We start from the raw sequence: 21,418 nt of genomic DNA, 5'->3' as shown, positions 1-21,418 counted from the left end.
CCCGACACCAAGGAACAGGCATGAACACCATGACCCACCCCACTGCACCCGCCGTCACCTGCGGCGCGAACGCCGAAGCCTTCGCCCACCACCCCGGCTACCGGCGCATGTTCGCCGCCGATCACCTGACACTGGGCATCTTTCTGCCACTGCGCTTCTACCAGGGCGACATGGCGGTGCTTCACGCCCAGGCGCAGCATGTGAGCGAGATCGAGCGCCTGGGCTTTGCTGCCGTATGGGTGCGCGACGTGCCCTTGTTCGACCCGTCCTTCGGCGATGCCGGCCAGGTGTTCGACCCCTTCGTGTACCTGGGCTACCTGGCCGCCCATACCCGGCACATCGCGCTGGTCACCGGCAGCGCCATCTTCACCTTGCGCCACCCCATCGACCTGGCCAAGTCTGCCGCCAGCCTCGATCGCCTGTCGGGCGGCCGGTTGGTGATGGGCATCGCGTCGGGGGACAGGGCCGTGGAGTTCCCGGCCTACGGCCTGGCCCATGACCAGCGCGGTGAGCGCTTTGCCCACAGCGTGGACTACTTTCGGCAATTGCTGGCGCAGGGCCCTGCGACCATCCGCTCGCCGCTGGGCCAGATGAACGGCACGCAGCTACTGCCACAACCGGTCACCGGGCGCATTCCGCTGATCGTGACGGGGTCGTCGCGTCAATCCCTGCAATGGCTGGGTGAGCAGGCTGATGGCTGGCTGACCTACCCGGACGCCACCCACACGGCGCAGGGCCCGCTTCGCCTGGCAGAAAAGGTTCGGGCGTGGCGCTCGCAGATCCCCAACGGTGGGTTTCGCCCGCACATGACCAACGAGTGGATCGACCTGGACGAAGACCCCGACTTCCCGCGCACGCCGTTGCAAGGTGGGTATGTGCTCAAGACCGGGCGCAACGGGCTGATCGCGTTGCTTGGCGAATGGAAGGCAGCGGGCGTCAATCATGCGGCGCTGGGCATTCAGATGGCCCGGCGGCCGGTTGACGAGGTCATTCAGGAATTGGCCGAAGAAGTGTTGCCGCTGTTCCCCACCTTGCAAGGGCCAGCGCCGCTGGCCCAGGGGTGGTAGCACTTATCCGGCGCAGGGGTAGCCCGTTTCGACAGCCGAGGCCACCGCCTCGGCAAAGTCCAGTTCCGGGTTGAGCGCGGCCACCAGGTCGGCGGTCAACGGGGTGTGGTCGTAGAGTTGCTGCACCGCCGCCAATGGCACGGCCTGCTCGTAGTACCACTGGGCAAACTCCACGTAGCCACTGGCCGGTTCGATCAGCAGCGCCAGAAACTCCACCGAGCCATCGTCGAGGTGGTCCGTTGTGACGTTCGGCGCTGCCACCTTCTGCCAGGCCGCGTCGTCAGGGCTTCTCCAGTAGCAGTAGCTCAGCCAGTCCATGCTGAAGGCCGCTTCGTTGAGAAAGGCGGCAAAGGCCGGCGGCACTTGTTGCTGTACGGCCTCGACGAGACGGCTGTCGCCGGCTAAGGGGATTCATGCGCAATCCCCTTTATGGCCGCGCCGAACGGCCCGAAGTGCACAAACCATTCATCGCCCGAGCCATTGCGCATCGACGCCATTTCCTCACCGTCGAACCAGCTCGCGTTGTAGCTGAAATAGCGGTATTCCCATTCGGGGGAGACGATGGCATCGAGCATGGCCAGGGCCTTGGCGCGCTGGCGCAGCGTGGCGATGTCCGGGAGTGTTGCGGGGTCAAGGGGAATCAAGGCGGGCATGAGTGCTTCCGAAGGTCGACGAATTGGGGTGGCGATGGTGATTCAAGCCAGGCTGACAGTGCCCGCTTCTCCCGTGCGTGTGTCATATGCGACCAGGGCTTGCCGGGTGGCGTCGGCAGTGCAAACGCGCTCGCCATTCGGGTTCCAGACCGCGGACTGGCCTGCACCGATGAAGTTGTCGGCGGGGCCTACGCAGTTGGCCATGATCACGGTCATGCCATGCTTGCGGGCCATTGCCGGGTAATGGTTGCAGGCCAGGTCCACGCCCTTCTGCGACTTGGCCACGCTGGCCAGGTACACCTGGGCACCTGCCGCGGCGGCCTGGTCTGCATGGGCGGGTTGCAAGGATTCATAGCAGATCGCGGGCACCAGAACATGCCCGCCCTGGCGGAACACCTGCTGCTGGGTACCAGGCGTGAAGAATGGCAGTTCGTCGGCGTGCAGAAGCTGCTTGGAATACACCACACGTGGCAGCCCTGGCTGGAAGGCGATCATGCTGATCTGGGTGCCCTCCCTCCCCTGGGTTGGCGCACCCACGGCGATGAGCAGGGTGTAGCGATCGCTCAAGGCCTGGAACGCATCGAGGCGGCTGTCGGTGGGCGCCATCGCCAGGCCACCGGCCAGTTCGGGTTCGTAGCCGGTCAGCGAAAGTTCGGGGAAGACCACCGCATCGGCTCCCTGGCTTGCAGCGGCGTGGATAGCGTCGATGTGTTGGGCGAGGTTCTTTTCGACATCCCCCGGGGTGGCCGAGATTTGCGCAGCGATAAGCTTCATTCGAGTCTCATGTCCCTTTGTCGACGCGGGCCTATGCTGCACCAACATCGTTACCTTGGAAAGTGTGCGGTGTTTCAGGCTGATCGCGTCGCAGGTTCTGCTGGCGCTGCGCGCCAGATCGCGGGGCAAGGCCCGCTCCTACAGGCTGGGCACCTGCAACCCGACCTTCACCCGGTCCAGCGCCACAATGGTCTTGAACCAGGTGACATTGGCGTTCTCGGCAAACAACCGCCGCGCCAACGCCTGGTACTCCTGCATGCTGGCCACGGTCAGCACCAGCACGAAATCCACCTCGCCAGTGACGTAGTAGCACTGCTGCACTTCAGGCACCGCAAAGTGCGCCTTCATGGCCTCCAGCGCATCGAGGCTGGTGCGCTCGGCCATCACCTCCACGATGATGGTGATCGGCCGACCCACCGCAGTAGGGTCGACGACGGCGACATTGGCGGTGATGACGCCCCGCTCCTCAATGCGCTTGATGCGCCGTTGCACCGCCGCCGTGGACAGGTTGACCTGCTCGGCCACCAACCGTAGCGGCACGGTGTTGTCGCGCTGCACCAGGTCAAGAATGGCGCGGTCGAACTTGTCCAGCGGCTCAGCCGCTACATCGTGAATGGCCATGGAAACCCTGCGAGAAATTTTCTCGAAAACTACCAGAAATCCGCGCCCCTTTATCTGACGGCGAGAAATATTATCGAGCCCCAGCCTGCAGCCGCAGCCCTGGTCGGGACTCACACAGGATATTGCTCGCATGCTCGCACTGTTTCATCTGTCGCCCGTGCTGCTGGTCACGGCCATGCTGGTGGTGCTGCGCCGCCCACCCGTGCACGCCGCCATCGCCGGTACGCTGCTGGTAATGGTGCTGTGGCTGGTCGGTGCTGCCGATACGTGGCGCCTGGGCAGCCTGGTGGCGGCCGCCCAGGACACTGCCGTGCTGTTTGCCAGCACCGCGTTCGTGATCGTACCGGGGCTGGCCTTCGTGATCTTCATCGAGCGCATGGGCGTGAACCTGGCATTCAGCCAGTGGGTACGCTCGCTCGGGCTCGGGCGCGGCGACCAGGTGGTGTTCATCGTGCTCGGGCTGGCCCCGTTGCTCGAAGCCATGACCGGCTTTGGCGTGTCGTTGATCGCCACCGTGCCGCTGCTGCTCAGCCTGTTCGACCGCCGGGTGGCGCTGCGTATCGCGTTGGCCGGCATGGCGATCATGCCGTGGGGCACGCTGGGCCTGGCATCGGTGATCGGCGCTTCCCTGGCCCAGCTGGATGCTGCGGCGCTGGCAGCCACTTCGGCGCTGACCAGCGCACCGGTGTTTCTCGCGCTCGGGGCGATGGCGCTGTACCTGGCCGAGGTTCGCACCTTGCGCGAATGGATGGTGCTGGGCGCTGGCTGGCTGGTATTCGTGGGGGTGCTCTATAGCAGCAGCCGCGGGTTGGGGCCGGAGGTAGCCGGCGTGGCGGCGGGCCTGGTGAGCGCAGCCGTCGTACTGGCCAGCGGGCTGTGGCGCCTGCACAACCACGGCGGCACACGCGGGGCGCGACAATGGCCGCGCCAGGCGTGGCCTTACCTGGTGCTGATCACCAGCATCGTCGCGCTCAAGGCGCTGTGGGCCATCACCGGCTGGCAGAACCTGTGGGTCGTCCAGGGCGCCCAGGTCACCTGGAAGCCGCTTGCCTCGCCGGGCGTGGCACTGATTCTGGTGCTGGTGGGCCTGGGGTTTCACGCGCGAAGCGCACCGTCCCTGCCGGTGCCGGGCACCCGCATCGGCACCGCACTGCTGGCCCGGGCGAAGCGGCCCCTGCTGACGATCTTCTTTTTTCTCGCCATGTCGCAGTTGATGGTCAAGGCCGGCTTTCTGGCGGGCCTGATGCAGCTGCTGACCGGCCTGGCACCGGCCGCCGCCTCGTTGCTGGTCGCCCTGCTGGGCGGGTTGTCCGGCTACATGACCGGCTCGAACGTGGGCGGCAATGCGATCTTCATGCCCGCCATCGCCATGCTGCCCGAACACGGCCGCCTGTTGCTCGCGGCGGCGCAGAACAGCGCGGCGGGGCATGCGGCGCTGGGCTCGCTGTCGATCGTGATGCTGATCCTGGGCCTGGCCAGAACCAGCACCAGTGAAGAAGGCGAACTGGTGCGCTTCGGCTTTGCGCTGGTGTGCCTCAACACGGCACTGGTCGCGCTGGCTGCGGTGTTGCTGAGCGCCTGGCTGGGCTAGTCAGGCAACCACCATCACCACCAGCACCACCCCCAGCAGGGCCAGGTAGCACTTCACATGCAGCGCGTCGGGCATGCGCCCGATCCACGGCGCGGCCAGGCGAATGCCGCACCACGAGCCAAGCACCAGCACGGCCAGGGCACGCACGTCGATATAGCCGGCAAACCAGGGCCCCAGCACTTCGGTGCGCCACGCAAGCACGGCGTAGGCGGCAGTACCGGCAATCGCCATCGGCAGCGACAGCGGGTTGGCCGACGCCGTCGCCACGGCCATGCTCGCCCCACGCCTGCGCATCAGCGGCACGCTCATCACGCTGCCACCGACTCCCAGAAAAGCCGCCACGGCGCCCATGCCGACACCGATCACGGCGCTGGCTCGACGGCCCAGCGGGCGCATGCCATCGCTTGTGCTCACGGTAAACCCCGGGCGCAACACGGCATCAAGAATGGTCAGGCCAAGGTAGCCGATGAACAGCCAGCGTATCCACGCCCCTTGCACCTGCGTGGCGGCCCATGCGCCCAGCACTGCACCCAGCGCAACGTAACCCAGCAACGGCCGCACCACCGGCCACTGCAAGGTGCGCGCACGGGCATGGCGCAAGGTCGAAAGGCCTGCGCCGAAGATCATCGCCGCCGTGGAGGTGGCCACGGCGATATGCATCGCGGCCTCGCCGATGGCCGACCCCGGCGCATGGCTCACACTGATAAGGGTGAACAGCAGCGGCACCGCCACAAAGCCGCCACCAAAGCCGAACAGCACAGTCGTCACACCGGCTACCACACCGAACGCACACAGCAGAAACCAGAACATGCATCGCTTCCAACACAAGGGGGAAGCCACACGTTAACGGCCAGACATGTGGCCAGCCCTCGCGAATTGGCCAATAATCCTCGCGTTCCGGCCAAGGTGCTTCACATGCTCAATATTCCGCTCGCCAGCGTCGACGCCGTCGCCCGCCCGGTGCTCGCCATCGGTACCGACTACCCGCCCGACACACTGCTGCCCACCCATGTGCATCGGCGCGCACAGTTTCTGTATGGCATGAGTGGCCTGATGGAGGTCCAAACCCAGGACGGCAGCTGGGTGATTCCGCCCGGTAGCGGGGTGTGGATACCCGCCGGCAAGCCGCACCAGGTGCTGATGCGCGGGGTGAGCACCCGCAGCCTGTACATAGAGCCGGCGCAGCCGGTGCGTGATACCTCGCAGTGCCAGGCCCTGGTGGTCTCGCCCCTGCTCCACCACCTGTTGCTGGCCACGGCGCACGTACCCGCACTGTATGAAACACACGGTCGCGACGGGCATCTGATTCAGTTGGTACTGCACGAGCTGCGCAGCGCGCCGAGCCTGGCGCTGTTCGCACCCTTGCCAAACGACCCGCGGCTGGCCGAACTATGTCACAACTTCCTGCGCCAACCCCGCATCGACACCAGCGCCGAGTCCTGGGCAAGTGCCCTGCATTGCAGTGCAAGAACCTTCAGCCGCCTGTTCCGCCAGCAAACCGGGCTTTCATTCGGCACCTGGCGCCAGCAGGCCTGCCTGATGGCTGCCGTCACCCGCCTGGCGGCCGGCGCCTCGGTCACACGGGTCGCGCTGGAGCTGGGCTACGACAGCCCCAGCGCCTTTTCCAGCATGTTCCACCGTCAATTGGGCGCCCCGCCCAGTGTTTACCTGGCCACGCTCGACCAGTGCGGCCCAGGGCACGCGGTGGTCTAACTCAGGTATTCAGGGCCGGCTTTGGGCCCAAGCGCCAGCCCAGGTTCATGCCGGCCGCCGCCAGCAATATGGCCAGCGCCCCGGCTGCCTGCAGCGCGCTGAGGGGGTGATCGAAGGCCAGCCAGTCGACCAGGATGGCCACCGCCGGGTACAGAAACGACAGGGCGCCGATCAGCGCCGTGGGCAGTTTCTGGATGGCGCCGTACAGCAGGGTCGACATCAGCCCGGTATGCACCGCGCCAATGGTCAGCAGGTAGGCCCAGGCCTGGGGCTGCGCGGTCATGTCCGGCACCTGCGCCCAGGGCCAGAGCATGGCCGCGCCCACCAGCAGCTGCACCAGCACGATCAGGTGCGGCGGCACGCCCTGCAGGCGCTTGGCGATGATCGCCGCAATCGCGTACAGCAAGGCCGACGCCAGCGCGAGCATCACACCCATCAGGTAGTTTTCCCCGGCCGCCCCCGTCTTGGCCGTCACAATCAGCAGCATGCCGACAAACGCCAGGCCCAACCAGCCAGCACCACTGGCCGAAATTCGCTCGCCGAACAGCAGCACGCCCAGCCCCACCAGCATGAAGGGTTGCGTGTGGTAGACCACCGTGGCCACCGCGATGGAGGCCTGGCTGTAGGCGCTGAACAGCAGCAGCCAGTTGCAGGCCAGCGCAACGCCACCCAGCAGCATCCACCCCCACTGCGCGCGCGTCGGGCGCAGCGTGCCAAACACCCCCAGCGCCCAGCACGCCAGGGCCATCACGGCGGCGCCGAACAGGCAGCGCCAGAACACCATCGACGAAGGCGACTGGCCCGACTGCACCACGAACCAGCCGACAGTGCCAGAAATGCACATGGCGGTGACCATTTCGAGGGTGCCGCGTGAACGTGCATTCATGGCGCGCGGTGTCCCGTCGAGGTAAAAACAGAAGGCTGTGTCATCGAACAAAATCCATCAAAACGAACGAGTGGGTGCCATAATGTCCGCCGCCCTCTCTCCCAGTCAACTCATAACGAACAAATGACCATTATATCGAACGATGCGCCGATCATGATTCTGGCCCAGGCCATCAGGCGCGAGCGCTTGCAGTCGGGGATGTCCGTCAGCGATCTGGCGCGCCGCGCCGGCGTGGCCAAATCCACGCTGTCGCAGCTGGAGTCCGGCCTTGGCAACCCCAGCATCGAGACCCTGTGGGCGCTGGCCACGGCACTGGGCATTCAGGTCACGCGGTTCTTCGAGCAGCCGGCGCAGACGGTCACGGTGATTCGCGCAGGCGAAGGTGCGGCGCTCAAGGCAGACGACGCCGACTACGCGGCGACCCTGCTCGCCGACTGCCCGCCCGGCATACGCCGGGACCTGTACCGCGTGCATGCCCAGCCCGGGCAGCCGCACCATTCCCAGGCGCACCCGGCGGGCACTTTCGAGCATGTATTCGTGTGCCAGGGGGCCGCCAGCGCAGGCCCGGCCAGTGCACCGGTGCTGTTGCATGCCGGCGACTACCTGCGCTACCCGGCCAACCAGCCCCATGTGTTCGAAGCCTTGGAGCCCGATACCGTTGCTGTCATGCTGATCGAGCACAGCTGAAGCAACTGCCTGCCCTATCCCTCAGGACCCCCACCCCCATGACCAACCACAGAATCGAGCTGTCAAACGGATGGATCGCCGAGTTTGCCAACCAGGGCGAGTTCCGCATGGATGCCGAAGGCTGGAACCTGGTGCTGCACGGGCCGCAGGGGCAATCCATCCAGTACTTCAACGACCAGATCGTGCTGGTGAACGATGACGACGGCACGCAGGCCAAGGCGTGCCTGCAGCTGTCGGAGGATGGCGTCTACGGTTACCTGAGCACCTCGGTGGGCACCGGCTGGGTGATCGACTTTGCCCGCGGCATGCTTGCCCCGCACCGGGTGGATATTCGTCACTACCACGACGGCTACGACGAGAGCATCGCATTGACCGAGCAGCCGGCCTTCCAGCGTGCACGCCAGTACATTCAGGTGAAGGGGCGATTCGTGTACCTCACCTTCCCGTTCATCAGCGAGGCGGAGTTCCCCAAGGTGTGGGAGCAGTACGTGGCGATCCGTCGGCGCCAGCTGGACGAGCTGTACTTTCGCAATTGAACCCTGCCGCGTGCCGGCGCCCTAGGCACCTGCCGCAGCCAGGTTGCCGGGGTCGCCCTCGGCCAACAGCTGCGCCATGCGTTCACGCGCCGCTGCGTTCGGCAACACCCCGGTGGTCATGCCTTCCAGCACGGTTTCGCCCTGCGCGTTGACGATGCTCAACTGCGCCCGCGCATGCCCGCGCTCGTCCTTGTCCACGATCAGCCAGTGGCAGGTGATTGCATCGCCGGCATACACCGGCCGCTTGAACTCGAAGCTCATGCTGGTCGCCAGCCAGCCGATCTGCCCGCCGATCTCGGTCACCAGGCTGGCCGTCAGCAGGCCATGGGAGATGATCGACCTGAACCTGCGCAGTTCGGCCGAGGCGGCATCGTAGTGCACGGGGTTGTAGTCCCGCGAAAGCTGCGCAAAGCAGCGGATGTCCTCATCGGTGAAGCACCGGGTCACGCTCAGTTGCGCCCCCACCTCCAGGCCCTGTACGGCCCGTGCTCTCAAGCTCTTCATGGCACTCCCCCTGTTCGATTGCCGCGTACATTCTGCCTACCTGGGTAGCTGCCCGCCCAGCAGCACCAGCGCGATGATGACCATCGCCGCCCCCGACACCCGGCTGACCCACAGCGCCGCCGCAGGCCGCGCGCCCAGCACGGCCTGCGAACCAAAGCCCACCAGCAGGTAGATCACCCCGCAGCTGAGCGCATGCACCAGCCCCAGCGCCACGATCTGCAGCGGTACCGGCCACGGCGCCGTGGCGTCGGTGAACTGTGGCAGCAATGCCAGAAACAGCAGGAACACCTTGGGGTTCAGGCCGCTCACACACAGGCCCTTCACCGCCCAGCGCTGCCACGCACCGGCTACCTGCACCTGGTCCGCCTGGGGCACAGTCGGGTGCCTCAGCATGCCGATGCCCAACCATAGCAGGTACCCGGCCCCGGCCACCGTCAGCACCGACAGCGCAAACGGATGCCCCGCCACCAGCGTGCCCACCCCGGCGGCGACGATCAGTGTCGCGATCAGATGCCCCGACAACAGCCCGGCCACGGCGGGCAATACCACCCGCCCCTTCAGCCCGGCCGATATCGCATAGGCCCAGTCCGCACCCGGCGTGATGATGAACAACATCGACACCGCCCAGAACGCCACGAAAACACTCAGGGTCATGGCGCTACCCACGTCAGGGATGTGTACACGGTTGGCTGCATCGTCCTGCTCCACAAGCAAATTGGTGCAGGGAACAATAATGAAATCTTGCTAGAATTTTCTTTCGAAGATAATCGCGACATAGGCCAATAGGGGAAGATCCTTCCAGATGGACCGCACCGACCGGAACATTCTTGCCGAACTGCAAAAAGACGGGCGCCTTTCGATCACCGAACTGGCCGAGCGGGTGGGATTGAGCCTCTCCCCCTGCCACCGGCGGGTGCGTGCCCTGGAAGAATCGGGGGTGCTGCTGGGCTATCGGGCGAAACTGGACCCCATTGCCCTGGGCCTGACCTTTTCCGCCATGGTCTTCGTCACCCTTCGCGAGGGCGATCGCACGGCGGTCGAGGCGTTCGAGAACGCGCTGGTGACGTTGCCACAGGTGGTGGATGCGCAGCGCCTGTTCGGCGAGCCGGACTACCTGCTGCACGTGATCACCCAGGACCTGCCGGCCTTCCAGCGGCTCTATGATGAAAGCCTGTCGTCGCTGCCCAACGTGCAGCGGCTCACCTCCACCCTGGTGATGAAGCGCGTGGTGCAGGACCGGCCCTTGCCGTTGTAACCTCGCCGCCCACCTTCACCCTCACTCAGGAGCACCACTATCCACCGTGCACCCAACGAACCCTGGCAAGGCGACCTGTGGCTGGCCACCGACTACTGCCTGGTGGCCGGGCAGGTCGGGCAAACCCAGGCCCACGCCCACTATGCCCACCAGGTGCTGATCGCCTGCGCTGCCCCGGTGCAGGCGTCGATCCAGGGCCAGGTCGAGTGCGGGCCGCTGCTGCTCATTGCCTCCGGCCAGCCGCATGCGATTCTCAGCGAGCAACCGGCGATCACGCTGTTTGCCGAGCCATTGGCTTTCGAACTGCCGGTGCTGCGCCAGCTCTGCGAAGACGCCGGCGCAGACCTGGAGGGCCTGAACCAACGCTTGCGCGCCCTGCCCCGGCGCCCTTTGCATCCGCGCCTGGCCACCGCCTTGCAACGGGTGCGTGCACTGGATGAAAACACCCTGCCCGCCGCGCAGCTGGCCAGTGAGGCGGCGCTGTCGCTCAGCCAGCTGGAGCGCCTGTTCAGCGGTCAACTGGGGTTGTCGGTGCGCCGCCTGGTGTTGTGGCAACGCCTGCGCGTGGCCTTGCAGCTGGCACTGGGCGGTAGCAGCCTGACCGAGGCAGCCACCTGCGCAGGCTTTGCCGACTCGGCCCACCTGTCACGCAGCGTGCGCCAGCAGTTCGGCATCCGTGCCGACCGTACCCTGCGCCACCTGCGCCTAAGGCTGCTGGACTAGCGCACGGCTCAGGGCATCGGGCAGTACGGCAGGTGGATGCTCGGGCTGGTCGCGGCGAAAGGGTTGGCGCAACTGCGCGCCGTAGCCCACCGGGTAGTCCGGGAAGTCGCCGATACCCAGGTCGTCGTCCGCCAGGTGATAGTGCGGCAGGTGCAAGGCGGTACCCAGCAGGCGGTCCCAAACGCTGAAGAACAGCGCGAAGTTCACATCCCCCGTGGTGCCGTACTTGAGGTGATGCAGCCGGTGCACCGGCGCCCAGGCAAACACATGGCGCAGCCAGCCGATGCGCATGTCGACGTTGCTGTGCTGCAACAGCAGCTGGATGGATATGCTGAACGCCAGCAAGGCCGCCACATCCAGCGGCAACCCGCACAGCAGCAAGGGCAAGGTGCCGCCCAGCGCTTCGAGCATCTGGTGCAGCGGGTGCTTCATCAGCCCGTTGAAGCCGTACATTCGGGTCACGCTGTGATGCACGGCGTGCAGGCGCCACAGCAACGGCAGGCGGTGGCTGGCGTAATGCACCAGGGTGATGCCCAGGTCTGCCACCGGCAACGCCAGCAACAGCTGCAGCGCCAGCGGCCAGTGGCTCGGCCACAGGCCGGTATCGGGCAGCACCAGGGCAATCAGGGGGATGGCGGCAATGCCGGCCGCGTTGAGCGCCTCGTTCACCCCCGCGTGAATCACGTCCCGGGTGCCATCGCCCTGGCTTACATTCCAACGCTCGCGATAGGGCCACAGCCGCTCGCACAGCAGCGACACGCCAATCGCCAGCAACAGCAGAACCGGCAACCAGCCAAGGCTTGCGCCCTCGTCCAGCAGCCACACGGCCGAGCCGATGAATCCAAGGAAAAATACAGGGGCGTACAGGGTTCGCATCGTGAAACTCCAGGCGGGTCAGAGCCTGGAGTTTCGTGCAGCCGCAGCCTGCGCCGCTTGAACAAACGGCGCATCTTCAGCCTGGGGGGAAAGGCCGGTCAGCCCTGGCAGAAGCGAATGCGATTGCCGAACGGGTCGTACACCTCAAGCACCTTGCCCCAGCCCTGCTCGACGATGTTCGGGCGGCCATAGCCGTAGCGCTTGGCAAGCAGCTCGTCGCGCAATTGCTCGATGTTGTGCATGGGGATGAACACCGTCGAGCCAGGGCTCGCGTCGCCGTGGTGCTCGGACAGGTGCAGTTGCAGCCCATTGCGTACGATGCCCAGGTACAGCGGTAGGTCGGCTTCGAAGCGGTGTTCGAACTCCACGCTGAAGCCCAGGAAGTCGAGGTAGAACTCGCGCGCCTTGGCTTCGTCGAACATGCGCAGGATGGGGATAGGCTTGTCGAAGCTCACTTCGCTTGCAGGGATGGCGGGGGCAAGCAGGGCCGAGGCGGTGTTCCAGTCCTTGTAGCCCAACTGCTGCGCCACCAGCTCCAGCGCACCGGAGTGGGTCAGCGGCGGGCTCTGCGCCTGCAGGGCGGTACGCAGACGCTTGGCCATCTGTTTGGCCTGTTCGATCGAGATCATCATGTGCTCCTGGTGCCGAGGCAGTGTGGGGCTCGCGTTGCCAGGCCTCGACGTTCAAGAGAATGATCGCGTCAGGGGTAACTGCAATGCTTTCACCTTTCCCAACGGGAACGAGCGGCGGGCAGCATCGGCCCGCGCCGATCATACACAGCCAGGGTGGCACATGGAAAGGCGGCCCTCAGCGCGTTGGCGAATCCCCGCGCCCGATGCGCTTGCCGCCCTGCTGCCCCACCTCCTGCGCCTGGCCGTCGCGCTGCTTGCCCTGGCGCGCCTGGCCCACCAGCCGCGCGATCAGCGGGCCTTCGGGCAGATGACGCCAGAAGCGCCCCGGCATGTGCTGGCGCATGGCATCGGGGTTGACCCGTGCCGGGTTGAAGGTGTGCCGGTAGTAGGTGCGCCACAGCTCGGCGCCAGGGTCGTCGGCGTGGTAGGCCCACTGGCGCCATTGCTCGGGGCAGTGCCGTCGGTAGTCCAGGGTGCTGCCATCGAAACGGATGCCATCGCGTGGCGTGGCGATCAGCCAGCGCTGGCGGCCCAGCCGGTCGGCAAAGTGGGCGCTGGCGCTTTGCAGAATGTCGTGGGCCGGTTCATGGAAGGCCACCAGGTCCAGTTGCAGTTGCTCGGCCAGTGCCGCCGGCAATGGCACGAAGCGCACGAAGGCATGCAGGTGATGGGCCTCGCGGCTGACCTGCTTGATGCGCCGCTGCAGCTCGCTGCCCAGCCGGTCGCCCGCCAGCATGGCGGTGCGGTCGCCATGGGCCACGCGCCACAGCACTTCATACAGCAGGTTCCAGCGCTGCTCGCCACGGTAGCGGGCGGCCTGCTCAAGTTGATCCAGCAAGGCGGCCGGCACCCGTGTGCGAAACGGCCCGGGGCCCTGCGGCAACACCGCCGGCACCGCCAGCAGATCGTGCACCGGGCCGTGGGCCCACACCACCTCGGTGGGGTCGATGCCGTGGCCCAGCAGCACGCGGGCCTGGTCGCGCCAGGTGTCGAAGTGCTCGTCGCAGTCCAGCGCGATCATCCCCACAACCCCATCTGCACCGGTGCCTGCGGCTCGCGCAGGCGTTCGCGCAGCAGGCCGCTGCGGGTTTCCGACTGGGGCGGGCGATAGTCGCTGGTGACGATGAACGGGCGCGCCTTGTCCAGCACGCAGCGCAGCTGGATCAGGTCGTCATAGCGAATGCGCCGTTCACGGCGCAGCGCCACCAGGCGTTGCACGCTGCGCAGCCCGATGCCGGGAATGCGCGCCAGCAGCGCCGGCTCGGCGCGGTTCACATCCAGCGGAAACACCTCGCGGTTGGCCAGGGCCCAGGCCAGCTTGGGGTCGATGTCCAGCGCCAGGTTGCCCGCGCCGCCCAGCAGTTCGCCGGCCTTGTAGCCATAGCCGCGCATGAGAAAGTCCGCCTGGTACAGGCGGTGCTCGCGCAGCAGCGGCGGCGCGGCCAGGGGTACGCTGGTGGGGCTGTCGGGGATCGGGCTGAACGCCGAGTAGTACACACGCCGCAGGCCATAGCCGTGGTACAGCGATTCGGCATTGCCCAGGATGGTGTGGTCGTCGGTGGCATCGGCGCCCACGATCATCTGGGTGCTCTGCCCGGCAGGGGTGAAGCGCGGTGCGTTGACTTCACCGGCCACCGCCTGCTGGCCGTGGTGGATGGTGCCCATGGCCTGGCGAATGGTACGCACCTGCTTCTCCGGCGCCAGGCGCTGCAGGCTGGCTTCGGTGGGCAGCTCGATGTTCACGCTGAGGCGGTCGGCCAGCCGCCCGGCCTGCTCGATCAGCAGCGGGTCGGCGTCGGGGATGGTCTTGAGGTGGATGTAGCCGCGAAAGTTGTGCTCTTCGCGCAGCAGCTGCGCCACGCGAATCAACTGTTCCATGGTGTAGTCGGCGGAGCGGATGATGCCCGAGCTGAGGAACAGCCCGCTGATGCAGTTGCGCCGGTAGAAATCCAGGGTCAGGCGCACCACCTCCTCAGGCGTGAAGCGTGCCCGCGGCACGTTGCTGGAGCGGCGGTTGACGCAGTACTGGCAGTCGTACAGGCAGAAGTTGGTCAGCAGCACCTTGAGCAGCGACACGCAGCGCCCGTCGGGGGTGTAGCTGTGGCAGATGCCCATGCCATCGGTGGCGCCCAGGCCGTCGCGACCGCGCGAGCTGCGCTTGGGGGCGCCGCTGCTGGCGCACGAGGCGTCGTACTTGGCGGCATCGGCCAGGATGCCGAGCTTGGCGATGAGCTGCATGGGGTCCACCTCGATACTGATTATCCATACAGTATTCGCAGTTCGCCACGCATGCAAGCGCAGCCTGTCGACCGGGCCGCTGCGGCCTTCATGAAAAAATCTTCATGAACGCTGCACCCCGCTAACCGGGGAACCTCGGCGCACCCTCGCCCGCCTGCGGACAACCGGCCTTGAGGCACCGCAGCAGCTTGCGTAGGATCGCCGTTCATTCAAGCCATCGCGCCCGTTCACTGCCTGCTCCCAGGCCGGTGATGTATCCGTTTTCCGCAAGAGCCTGCACATGCCCCAGCCTATCCCCCTCAAGGACCACGAGAAAGAAACGCACCTGGTCAACCGCAGGCTGATCGCGTGTGCGCTGCTGGTACTGGTGCTGGTGGCGGTGCTGGTGGGGCGGCTGTACGTGCTGCAGGTGGTGCAGCACGACTACCATGCCGCCGTGTCGCAGAACAACCGCGTGCACGTGCTGCCCATCGCCCCCGAGCGCGGGCTGATCTACGACCGCAACGGCGAGGTGCTGGCCGACAACAAGCCCAGCTTCAACCTCACCATGACCCGCGAGCGTGCTGGCGACACGCCCAGGGTGCTCGACAGCCTGGTGCAGATCCTGGGCCTGGGCGAGGAGGACCGCCAGGGCTTCGAGAAGGACCTGCGCCGTGGCCGCAAGCCGTTCGAGCCGGTGACGCTGATGTTCGGCCTGAGCGAAGAGCAGATCGCCCTGATCGCGGTCAACCAGTTCCGTCTGCCGGGGCTGGACGTGGAGCCGCAGTTCATTCGTGAATACCCCATGGGCGCGCACTTTGCCCACTCGGTGGGCTACGTGGGGCGCATCAACGAGAAAGAAGCCAAGAACCTCGATGCCACCGAGTACCGTGGCACCCAGTCCATCGGCAAGACCGGCATCGAGCACTTCTACGAGGCCCAGCTGCACGGCCAGGTGGGCTACGAAGAGGTCGAGACCAACGCCCAGGGCCGCATCATGCGCGTGCTGCGCCACCACGACCCGGTGCCCGGCAAGAACATCACCCTGAGCCTGGACGCGCACCTGCAGCTGGCCGCCGAAAAGGCCCTGGGCGATCGCCGTGGTTCGGTGGTGGCGCTGGACCCGGCCACCGGCGAGGTGCTGGCGATGGTCAGCAACCCCAGCTTCGATCCCAACCTGTTCGTCAAGGGCATCAGCTTCAGGCAGTACGCCGAGCTGCGCGATTCCATCGACCGGCCGCTGTTCAACCGCGTGCTGCGCGGCCTGTACGCCCCGGGCTCGACGATCAAGCCCGAGGTGGCCATCGCCGGCCTCGACAGCGGCGTGATCACCCCGGCCAGCCGGGTGTTCGACCCCGGCTACTACGAGCTGCCCAACTACGACCACAAGTACCGCAACTGGAACCGCAGCGGCGACGGCTGGGTGGACATGTACAGCGCCATCATGCGTTCCAACGACACCTACTTCTACGACCTGGCGCACAAGCTGGGGGTCGAGCGCCTGCACGACTACATGAGCGAATTCGGCCTGGGCCAGAAGGTCTCGCTGGACATGTTCGAAGAGTCACCCGGCCTGATGCCCTCACCCGCCTGGAAGCGCGCCAACCGGCGCCAGGCCTGGTACCCCGGCGAAACCCTGATCCTGGGCATCGGCCAGGGCTACATGCAGGTCACCCCGCTGCAACTGGCGCAGGCCACCAGCCTGCTGGCCAGCAAGGGCGTGTGGCACCGCCCGCACCTGGCCATGAGCATCGGCGACGAGCCGCCGGTAGACCCCAACCCCATGCCCGACATCGTGCTGCATGACCGCCACGCCTGGGACCAGGTCAACCAGGGCATGCAGATGGTCATGCACGCCCCGCGCGGCATCGCCCGCGCCGCCGCTGCCGGGGCGCAGTACCGCATCGCCGGCAAGAGCGGCACCGCGCAGGTGGTGGCGATCAAGCAGGGGGAACGCTACAACCGCGACAAGACCCTGGAGCGCCACCGCGACAACGCGTTGTTCGTGGGCTTTGCCCCCGCCGACCACCCGAGCATCGCCATCGCGGTGATGATCGAGAACGGCGAGGCCGGTGGGCGCGTGGCCGGGCCGGTGGTCCGGGAAATCATGGACGCCTACCTGCTGGACGAACAAGGCCACCTCAAGCCCCAGTACGCCGGCAACGCAGCCGCCGCCGCGGTGCCCCATACCTGAAAGCGCAGCGCCCTGATCGTGTCGACAGCATCTGATTGCATTTGCAATCAGATTGCAGTATCCCTTGCGCTTCTGCCAAGGACCGATCATGGAGCTGCCCCGTGGATTCACTGCCTGCCATCCCCCCTGCCCGACTGGCCGCCCACGCCTGCATTCGCAGCATCGAGGCCGGCCTGCCGTCGACCGGCGCAGCGTCGCACTCGCCACTTTTGCAGATTTTGCAGACCGTGCACCGCATCGAGCACGACCCGGCCGTGGCGGGCAACCTGTGGGTGATCAATGATCGCGCCGACAGCGCGAGCGAGGTGGTCAGCCCCTGGGGCATCTGGTTTCGCCAGCAGGCGCCCAGCCGCGAACGCCCGCTGATCTACCTCACCCAGTCGCCGAGCTCGGCCCGCGTGTCGATGCTGGCCGAGCAGATCGGCCACCGCGGCATCGTGTTCAACGACCTGGAATCGGCCGCCTCGCGCTGGCCCAAGGGCGCGCACCCGTGGCTGCCGTTGTGGCTGTCGGCCAACGCCCAGTGCCGCCCGTACGACCCCGCCAGCGCTGCCGAGGCCCAGGCCATCCTGCTGGCGGCGCTGGACGAGCTGTACGTACAGGGGCGCCACGGCTTCTACTACATGACCCTGCACGACCAGCCGCCGGCAGCCGATGAACCGGCACACGACGATTGCAGCGATGCATTTCTGGGCATGTACCCGTTGCAGCCCACCAGCGCTGCCCGCCCCCAGGTACGCCTGCTGGGCGCCGGCGCCATGCTCCGGGAGGTGCGTTCCGCCGCGGTGCTGCTCGACACGCACTGGGGCATCGCCAGCCAGTTGTGGAGTTGCCCCAGCTACACGCGCCTGGCCCGTGACAGCGACGATGCCGCGCGCTGGAACCGCCTGCACCCCGAGGCCGCGCCACGCAAGAGCTACCTGCAGTACTGCCTGATGTCGGCCAGCACGCCGGTGATCGCCGTGACCGGCTATGCCCAGCACATCGCCGACCAGCTTGCCCCGCATGTCACGGCGCCCTTCACCGCACTGGGCGCCGACAGCCTGGCGCCGGGCAACTGCCTGGATCGGCGCTGGATAGCCTTCAGCGCGTTGCAGGCACTGGCCGGCCAGGGCCTGTTCGACACCCAGGCGCTACCCGCCGCACAGGCCCGGCTGGGCCTAGGCGAATGACGCCCGGGCCTTGAAGCTCGACTGTTCCAGCGCCTGGGCGAACAGCGCCTGTTGCTCGGGCGTGAACTGGCTCAGAAACAGCTCGTCCACTGCCTGCTTGTACACCGCCCACATGCGCTTGCGCAGCGCCTTGCCGCTGTCGGTGATGCACGCCAGGGCGCCGCGCCCGTCGCCCGCGACCTTCTTGCGCACCACATGCCCTTCGGCCTCCAGGCGGTCGACCAGGCGGGTCAGGTTGTAACGCTCGATGGCCATCACATCGGCCAGCTCGTGCATGCGCCGGCAGCCATCGGGGCCGCTCTCGATGCCCCACAGCGCGTCATACCAGGCGTACACGGGCAGGCCCTGGTCGGCCAGGCGGCGTTCGATTTCGCGAATCAGGTTGCGGTGGGCGCGAATGAAGCTGAACCAGAGGTCAGCGGTGGGTGCAGCCATGAGGGTTCCTCGGGTCAAAGTTATTGCATTTGCAATCATACGGGGCGCATGCCTAGAATCAATTGCAAATGCAACTACTACCCGGCAGGCCTGCCGGCACTGCCCGCCACAACCCCGCAGGAGGATTACCGATGCAACAGCAGCCCCCTCTGTTGAACGACCCAGATCCCGAGCAGACCCAGGAATGGCTTGAGTCCCTGGCCACCGTTGTCGAGGTGGAGGGGCGCTCGCGTGCGCACTTCCTGATCGACCAGATGCTGGACCTGGACGTGTCGCTGCACGGCGACTTTCGTGGCCGCGTCAACACCCCCTACGTCAACACCATCGGCCCCGAGCGCGAACTGCCCTACCCCGGCGACCTGGCCACCGAGCAGCGCCTGAATGCCTATATCCGCTGGAACGCATTGGCCATGGTGCTGCGCGCCGGCAAGCATTCGGGGGTGGGCGGGCATATCGCCACCTACGCCTCGGCGGCGGTGCTGTATGACGTGGGCTTCGATCATTTCTTTCGCGGGCGCACCGCGCAGTTTGCCGGCGACATGGTGTACATCCAGGGCCACTCGGCGCCGGGTATCTATGGCCGGGCCTACCTCGAAGGGCGCCTGAGCGAGGCGCAGCTGGACAACTTTCGCCGCGAGACCGACCGCGATGGCGTGTCGTCCTACCCGCACCCGCGGCTGATGCCCGAGTTCTGGCAGTTTCCCACCGTATCCATGGGCCTGGGGCCGATCACCGCGGCCTACCAGGCGCGCTTCATGCGCTACCTCGAAGACCGCGACCTCACCCCACGCCAGGGCCGCAAGGTGTGGGCGTTTCTCGGTGACGGCGAAATGGATCAGCCCGAGTCGCTGGCGGCCATCTCGCTGGCCGGGCGCGAAAAACTCGACAACCTGATCTTCGTGGTCAACTGCAACCTGCAGCGCCTGGACGGCCCGGTACGTGGCAACGCCAAGGTGATCCAGGAGTTCGAGAGCCTGTACCGTGCTGCCGGCTGGAACGTGATCAAGGTGGTGTGGGGCAGCGGCTGGGATGCGCTGCTGGCCAGGGATAGCAGCGGCATCCTGCGCCAGCGCATGATGGAGTGCGTGGACGGCGAGTATCAGACCTACAAGTCGCAGAACGGCGCCTACGTCCGCGAGCACTTCTTCGGCAAGTACCCGGAACTGCTGGCGATGGTCAGCGACCTGAGCGATGACGACATCTGGAAGCTGGCTCGCGGCGGGCACGACCCGGTCAAGGTGTACAACGCCTACGCGGCGGCCGTGCGTCACACGGGGCGGCCAACGGTGATCCTGGCCAAGACCGTCAAGGGCTTCGGCATGGGCGAAGCCGGCGAAGGCCAGAACATCAACCACCAGTTGAAGAAGATGGGCGACGAGGCGGTCAAGGCCTTCCGCGACCGCTTCGGCCTGGACCTGAGTGATGAGCGCCTCGGCGAGATCCCCTACCTCAAGCCCGCCCCCGACAGCGCCGATGCGCGCTACCTGCAGGTGGCCCGTGATCGCCTGGGCGGGCATGTGCCGGCGCGCCAGGCCAGGGTCGAGCCGTTGCAGGTGCCGGCCCTGGAGGCCTTCGACAGCCAGCTCAAGGGCACCGGTGACCGTGCCATCTCCACCACCATGGCGTTCGTGCGCATTCTCGGCACCCTGCTCAAGGACCCGCAGGTCGGCCGCCTCGTCGTACCGATCGTGCCCGACGAATCACGCACCTTCGGCATGGAGGGGCTGTTCCGCCAGATCGGCATCCACTCCCATGTGGGCCAGCTGTACACGCCGCAGGATGCCGGCACGCTCAGCTACTACAAGGAGAGCACCGACGGCCAGATCATGCAGGAAGGGCTCAACGAGTCCGGCGCCACCTCGTCGTGGATTGCCGCCAGCACCGCCTACGCCAACCATGGCGTGATGACCCTGCCGTTCTACATCTTCTATTCGATGTTCGGCTTCCAGCGAGTGGGCGACCTGCTGTGGGCGGCGGGCGATGCGCGCGCACGGGGGTTTCTGCTGGGCGCCACCAGCGGGCGTACCACGTTGATGGGCGAAGGCTTGCAGCATGACGACGGGCACAGCCACGTGATGTCGGCCACCGTGCCCTGCTGCGTCTCCTACGACCCCACCTATGCCTACGAGCTGGCGGTAATCATCCAGGACGGCATGCGCCGCATGTATGCCGAGCAGGAGGACGTGTACTACTACATCACCGTGCTCAACGAGAACTACGCCCACCCCGCCATGCCCGAAGGCGCAGAGCAAGGCATTCTCAAGGGGCTGTACCGCCTGCCGGTGGAAAAACCGCCGCAGGGCGAGCGGCATGTGCAGTTGATGGGCAGCGGCTCGATACTGAACGAGGTGCTGGCGGCGGCGGATATTCTGCAGCGTGATTTCGGCGTCAGCAGCGAGGTGTGGAGCGCCACCAGCCTGACCGAGGTGCGGCGCGAGGCGCAGGCGGTGGAGCGGTGGAACCTGCTGCACCCGCTGCAGGCGCCGAAGACGCCATACATCGAAACGCTGCTGCAGGGGCATGCGGGGCCGGTGGTGGTGGCCACGGACTACATGAAGATCCATGCCGACCAGATCCGGCCGTGGGTGACCGGGAGGCGTTTCGTGGCGTTGGGCACCGACGGCTTCGGCCAGTCGGACACCCGCGAGGCGCTGCGCCGGCATTTCGAGGTGGACCGCCAGTTCATCGTGCTGGCGGCGCTGAATGCGCTGGCGGCGGACGGGGTGATCGAGCGTGAGGTGGTGGCCGGCGCGATCGAAGCGCTGGGCATCGACCCTGGCAAGGTTGATCCGGCTTCAGTCTGATAGATCGCGGCATACCCATCGCGGGTCAAGCCCGCTCCCACAAAGGCCATGAAGATCCCTGTGGGAGCGGGCTTGACC

At 66.5% G+C, this 21,418-nt stretch carries 23 protein-coding genes; 10 read left to right on the top strand and 13 right to left on the bottom strand.

Annotation, left to right across the window (positions count from 1 at the left end; all coding sequences use genetic code 11):
* Positions 1-20: 20 nt before the first annotated feature.
* Complete coding sequence (locus QMX96_RS22070; protein ID WP_282362417.1) at positions 21-1,067, top strand: LLM class oxidoreductase; 1,047 nt, start codon at positions 21-23, stop codon at positions 1,065-1,067.
* A gap of 3 nt (positions 1,068-1,070) precedes the next feature.
* Here the strand turns inward: QMX96_RS22070 and QMX96_RS22065 are convergent, their stop codons facing one another.
* The 4 genes from QMX96_RS22065 to QMX96_RS22050 all read right to left on the bottom strand — a co-directional run bounded on the left by QMX96_RS22065 (position 1,071) and on the right by QMX96_RS22050 (position 3,115).
* Entirely contained in the window at positions 1,071-1,430 is a 360-nt protein-coding gene (locus QMX96_RS22065) for a hypothetical protein (protein ID WP_282362416.1), read from the bottom strand.
* 38 nt (positions 1,431-1,468) lie between these two features.
* Positions 1,469-1,720, bottom strand: coding sequence for a hypothetical protein (locus QMX96_RS22060; RefSeq protein ID WP_282362415.1), 252 nt, complete (start codon positions 1,718-1,720; stop codon positions 1,469-1,471).
* 42 nt (positions 1,721-1,762) lie between these two features.
* Positions 1,763-2,494 (bottom strand): carbon-nitrogen hydrolase family protein, encoded by a 732-nt coding sequence (locus QMX96_RS22055; protein WP_282362414.1) that lies wholly within the window; start codon positions 2,492-2,494, stop codon positions 1,763-1,765.
* A gap of 138 nt (positions 2,495-2,632) precedes the next feature.
* The gene (locus tag QMX96_RS22050; protein WP_282362413.1) at positions 2,633-3,115 is read right to left on the bottom strand and encodes an Lrp/AsnC family transcriptional regulator; all 483 of its coding nucleotides are present in this window, start codon (positions 3,113-3,115) and stop codon (positions 2,633-2,635) included.
* A 130-nt stretch (positions 3,116-3,245) separates the two neighbouring features.
* On the opposite strand from QMX96_RS22050, the gene QMX96_RS22045 reads away from it, so the two are divergent.
* On the top strand, positions 3,246-4,706 hold the full coding sequence (locus QMX96_RS22045) for a transporter (protein ID WP_282362412.1): 1,461 nt from the start codon (positions 3,246-3,248) through the stop codon (positions 4,704-4,706).
* On the opposite strand, the gene QMX96_RS22040 is transcribed toward QMX96_RS22045, so the two are convergent.
* Positions 4,707-5,516: a sulfite exporter TauE/SafE family protein gene (locus QMX96_RS22040; protein ID WP_058540707.1), complete on the bottom strand. Its 810-nt coding sequence runs from the start codon at positions 5,514-5,516 to the stop codon at positions 4,707-4,709. It abuts the gene before it with no gap.
* Positions 5,517-5,621: 105 nt separating this feature from the next.
* Between QMX96_RS22040 and QMX96_RS22035 the strand changes: the two genes are divergently transcribed.
* Positions 5,622-6,419 (top strand): helix-turn-helix transcriptional regulator, encoded by a 798-nt coding sequence (locus QMX96_RS22035; protein WP_282362411.1) that lies wholly within the window; start codon positions 5,622-5,624, stop codon positions 6,417-6,419.
* Between the two features lies 1 nt (position 6,420).
* Here the strand turns inward: QMX96_RS22035 and QMX96_RS22030 are convergent, their stop codons facing one another.
* Positions 6,421-7,305, bottom strand: coding sequence for a DMT family transporter (locus QMX96_RS22030; RefSeq protein WP_116054390.1), 885 nt, complete (start codon positions 7,303-7,305; stop codon positions 6,421-6,423).
* 123 nt (positions 7,306-7,428) lie between these two features.
* On the opposite strand from QMX96_RS22030, the gene QMX96_RS22025 reads away from it, so the two are divergent.
* Together QMX96_RS22025 and QMX96_RS22020 are read left to right on the top strand one after the other, a co-directional pair.
* On the top strand, positions 7,429-7,992 hold the full coding sequence (locus QMX96_RS22025) for a helix-turn-helix domain-containing protein (RefSeq protein ID WP_054915334.1): 564 nt from the start codon (positions 7,429-7,431) through the stop codon (positions 7,990-7,992).
* A gap of 38 nt (positions 7,993-8,030) precedes the next feature.
* A complete protein-coding gene (locus QMX96_RS22020; protein ID WP_282362409.1) occupies positions 8,031-8,528 on the top strand; it encodes a hypothetical protein in 498 nt (165 codons plus the stop codon).
* A 21-nt stretch (positions 8,529-8,549) separates the two neighbouring features.
* On the opposite strand, the gene QMX96_RS22015 is transcribed toward QMX96_RS22020, so the two are convergent.
* A complete protein-coding gene (locus tag QMX96_RS22015) occupies positions 8,550-9,032 on the bottom strand; it encodes a MaoC family dehydratase (protein ID WP_054915335.1) in 483 nt (160 codons plus the stop codon).
* Between the two features lie 36 nt (positions 9,033-9,068).
* Positions 9,069-9,686 (bottom strand): LysE family translocator, encoded by a 618-nt coding sequence (locus QMX96_RS22010; protein ID WP_043860545.1) that lies wholly within the window; start codon positions 9,684-9,686, stop codon positions 9,069-9,071.
* 148 nt (positions 9,687-9,834) lie between these two features.
* Between QMX96_RS22010 and QMX96_RS22005 the strand changes: the two genes are divergently transcribed.
* Positions 9,835-10,287, top strand: a complete 453-nt coding sequence (locus QMX96_RS22005; RefSeq protein ID WP_282362408.1) for an Lrp/AsnC family transcriptional regulator — start codon at positions 9,835-9,837, stop codon at positions 10,285-10,287.
* A 102-nt stretch (positions 10,288-10,389) separates the two neighbouring features.
* On the top strand, positions 10,390-11,010 hold the full coding sequence (locus tag QMX96_RS22000) for an AraC family transcriptional regulator (protein WP_229589228.1): 621 nt from the start codon (positions 10,390-10,392) through the stop codon (positions 11,008-11,010).
* Here QMX96_RS22000 and QMX96_RS21995 read toward each other — a convergent pair.
* The 4 genes from QMX96_RS21995 to QMX96_RS21980 all read right to left on the bottom strand — a co-directional run bounded on the left by QMX96_RS21995 (position 10,993) and on the right by QMX96_RS21980 (position 14,756).
* Entirely contained in the window at positions 10,993-11,886 is an 894-nt protein-coding gene (locus QMX96_RS21995) for a sterol desaturase family protein (protein ID WP_282362407.1), read from the bottom strand. The two genes, QMX96_RS22000 and QMX96_RS21995, sit on opposite strands and share 18 nt — an antisense overlap.
* A 98-nt stretch (positions 11,887-11,984) precedes the next feature.
* A complete protein-coding gene (locus tag QMX96_RS21990) occupies positions 11,985-12,515 on the bottom strand; it encodes a glyoxalase superfamily protein (protein WP_282362406.1) in 531 nt (176 codons plus the stop codon).
* Between the two features lie 178 nt (positions 12,516-12,693).
* Positions 12,694-13,539: a TIGR03915 family putative DNA repair protein gene (locus QMX96_RS21985; protein WP_282362404.1), complete on the bottom strand. Its 846-nt coding sequence runs from the start codon at positions 13,537-13,539 to the stop codon at positions 12,694-12,696.
* Positions 13,536-14,756, bottom strand: coding sequence for a putative DNA modification/repair radical SAM protein (locus QMX96_RS21980; protein ID WP_196932402.1), 1,221 nt, complete (start codon positions 14,754-14,756; stop codon positions 13,536-13,538). Before QMX96_RS21980 ends, QMX96_RS21985 begins: the two co-directional genes overlap by 4 nt.
* Before the next feature lie 280 nt (positions 14,757-15,036).
* On the opposite strand from QMX96_RS21980, the gene mrdA reads away from it, so the two are divergent.
* Positions 15,037-16,929 carry a penicillin-binding protein 2 gene (gene mrdA, locus QMX96_RS21975; RefSeq protein ID WP_196932401.1) on the top strand — a complete coding sequence of 631 codons (1,893 nt, stop codon included), beginning with the start codon at positions 15,037-15,039 and terminating at the stop codon, positions 16,927-16,929.
* A 101-nt stretch (positions 16,930-17,030) separates the two neighbouring features.
* Positions 17,031-18,101 carry a hypothetical protein gene (locus QMX96_RS21970; protein WP_078480126.1) on the top strand — a complete coding sequence of 357 codons (1,071 nt, stop codon included), beginning with the start codon at positions 17,031-17,033 and terminating at the stop codon, positions 18,099-18,101.
* Here QMX96_RS21970 and QMX96_RS21965 read toward each other — a convergent pair.
* A complete protein-coding gene (locus QMX96_RS21965; RefSeq protein ID WP_058540700.1) occupies positions 18,090-18,536 on the bottom strand; it encodes a MarR family transcriptional regulator in 447 nt (148 codons plus the stop codon). The two genes, QMX96_RS21970 and QMX96_RS21965, sit on opposite strands and share 12 nt — an antisense overlap.
* Positions 18,537-18,667: 131 nt before the next feature.
* Between QMX96_RS21965 and aceE the strand changes: the two genes are divergently transcribed.
* Complete coding sequence (gene aceE, locus QMX96_RS21960; protein ID WP_210015196.1) at positions 18,668-21,340, top strand: pyruvate dehydrogenase (acetyl-transferring), homodimeric type; 2,673 nt, start codon at positions 18,668-18,670, stop codon at positions 21,338-21,340.
* The last annotated feature ends 78 nt before the right edge of the window (positions 21,341-21,418 follow it).

This window comes from Pseudomonas sp. PS01300 (assembly GCF_029960155.1).
In the GTDB taxonomy this organism is placed as follows: Bacteria; Pseudomonadota; Gammaproteobacteria; order Pseudomonadales; family Pseudomonadaceae; genus Aquipseudomonas; species Aquipseudomonas palmensis.
Note: the sequence above shows the minus strand (reverse complement) of the source record. Positions and strands in the feature narration are given on the sequence as shown.

Coding starts and splice junctions, on each gene's coding strand:
- QMX96_RS22070 (WP_282362417.1), top strand. CDS start 21: ATGAACACCATGACCCACCCCACTGCACCCGCCGTCACCTGCGGCGCG.
- QMX96_RS22060 (WP_282362415.1), bottom strand. CDS start 1,720: ATGCCCGCCTTGATTCCCCTTGACCCCGCAACACTCCCGGACATCGCC.
- QMX96_RS22055 (WP_282362414.1), bottom strand. CDS start 2,494: ATGAAGCTTATCGCTGCGCAAATCTCGGCCACCCCGGGGGATGTCGAA.
- QMX96_RS22050 (WP_282362413.1), bottom strand. CDS start 3,115: ATGGCCATTCACGATGTAGCGGCTGAGCCGCTGGACAAGTTCGACCGC.
- QMX96_RS22045 (WP_282362412.1), top strand. CDS start 3,246: ATGCTCGCACTGTTTCATCTGTCGCCCGTGCTGCTGGTCACGGCCATG.
- QMX96_RS22040 (WP_058540707.1), bottom strand. CDS start 5,516: ATGTTCTGGTTTCTGCTGTGTGCGTTCGGTGTGGTAGCCGGTGTGACG.
- QMX96_RS22035 (WP_282362411.1), top strand. CDS start 5,622: ATGCTCAATATTCCGCTCGCCAGCGTCGACGCCGTCGCCCGCCCGGTG.
- QMX96_RS22030 (WP_116054390.1), bottom strand. CDS start 7,305: ATGAATGCACGTTCACGCGGCACCCTCGAAATGGTCACCGCCATGTGC.
- QMX96_RS22025 (WP_054915334.1), top strand. CDS start 7,429: ATGACCATTATATCGAACGATGCGCCGATCATGATTCTGGCCCAGGCC.
- QMX96_RS22020 (WP_282362409.1), top strand. CDS start 8,031: ATGACCAACCACAGAATCGAGCTGTCAAACGGATGGATCGCCGAGTTT.
- QMX96_RS22015 (WP_054915335.1), bottom strand. CDS start 9,032: ATGAAGAGCTTGAGAGCACGGGCCGTACAGGGCCTGGAGGTGGGGGCG.
- QMX96_RS22010 (WP_043860545.1), bottom strand. CDS start 9,686: ATGACCCTGAGTGTTTTCGTGGCGTTCTGGGCGGTGTCGATGTTGTTC.
- QMX96_RS22005 (WP_282362408.1), top strand. CDS start 9,835: ATGGACCGCACCGACCGGAACATTCTTGCCGAACTGCAAAAAGACGGG.
- QMX96_RS21995 (WP_282362407.1), bottom strand. CDS start 11,886: ATGCGAACCCTGTACGCCCCTGTATTTTTCCTTGGATTCATCGGCTCG.
- QMX96_RS21990 (WP_282362406.1), bottom strand. CDS start 12,515: ATGATCTCGATCGAACAGGCCAAACAGATGGCCAAGCGTCTGCGTACC.
- QMX96_RS21985 (WP_282362404.1), bottom strand. CDS start 13,539: ATGATCGCGCTGGACTGCGACGAGCACTTCGACACCTGGCGCGACCAG.
- QMX96_RS21980 (WP_196932402.1), bottom strand. CDS start 14,756: ATGCAGCTCATCGCCAAGCTCGGCATCCTGGCCGATGCCGCCAAGTAC.
- mrdA (WP_196932401.1), top strand. CDS start 15,037: ATGCCCCAGCCTATCCCCCTCAAGGACCACGAGAAAGAAACGCACCTG.
- QMX96_RS21965 (WP_058540700.1), bottom strand. CDS start 18,536: ATGGCTGCACCCACCGCTGACCTCTGGTTCAGCTTCATTCGCGCCCAC.
- aceE (WP_210015196.1), top strand. CDS start 18,668: ATGCAACAGCAGCCCCCTCTGTTGAACGACCCAGATCCCGAGCAGACC.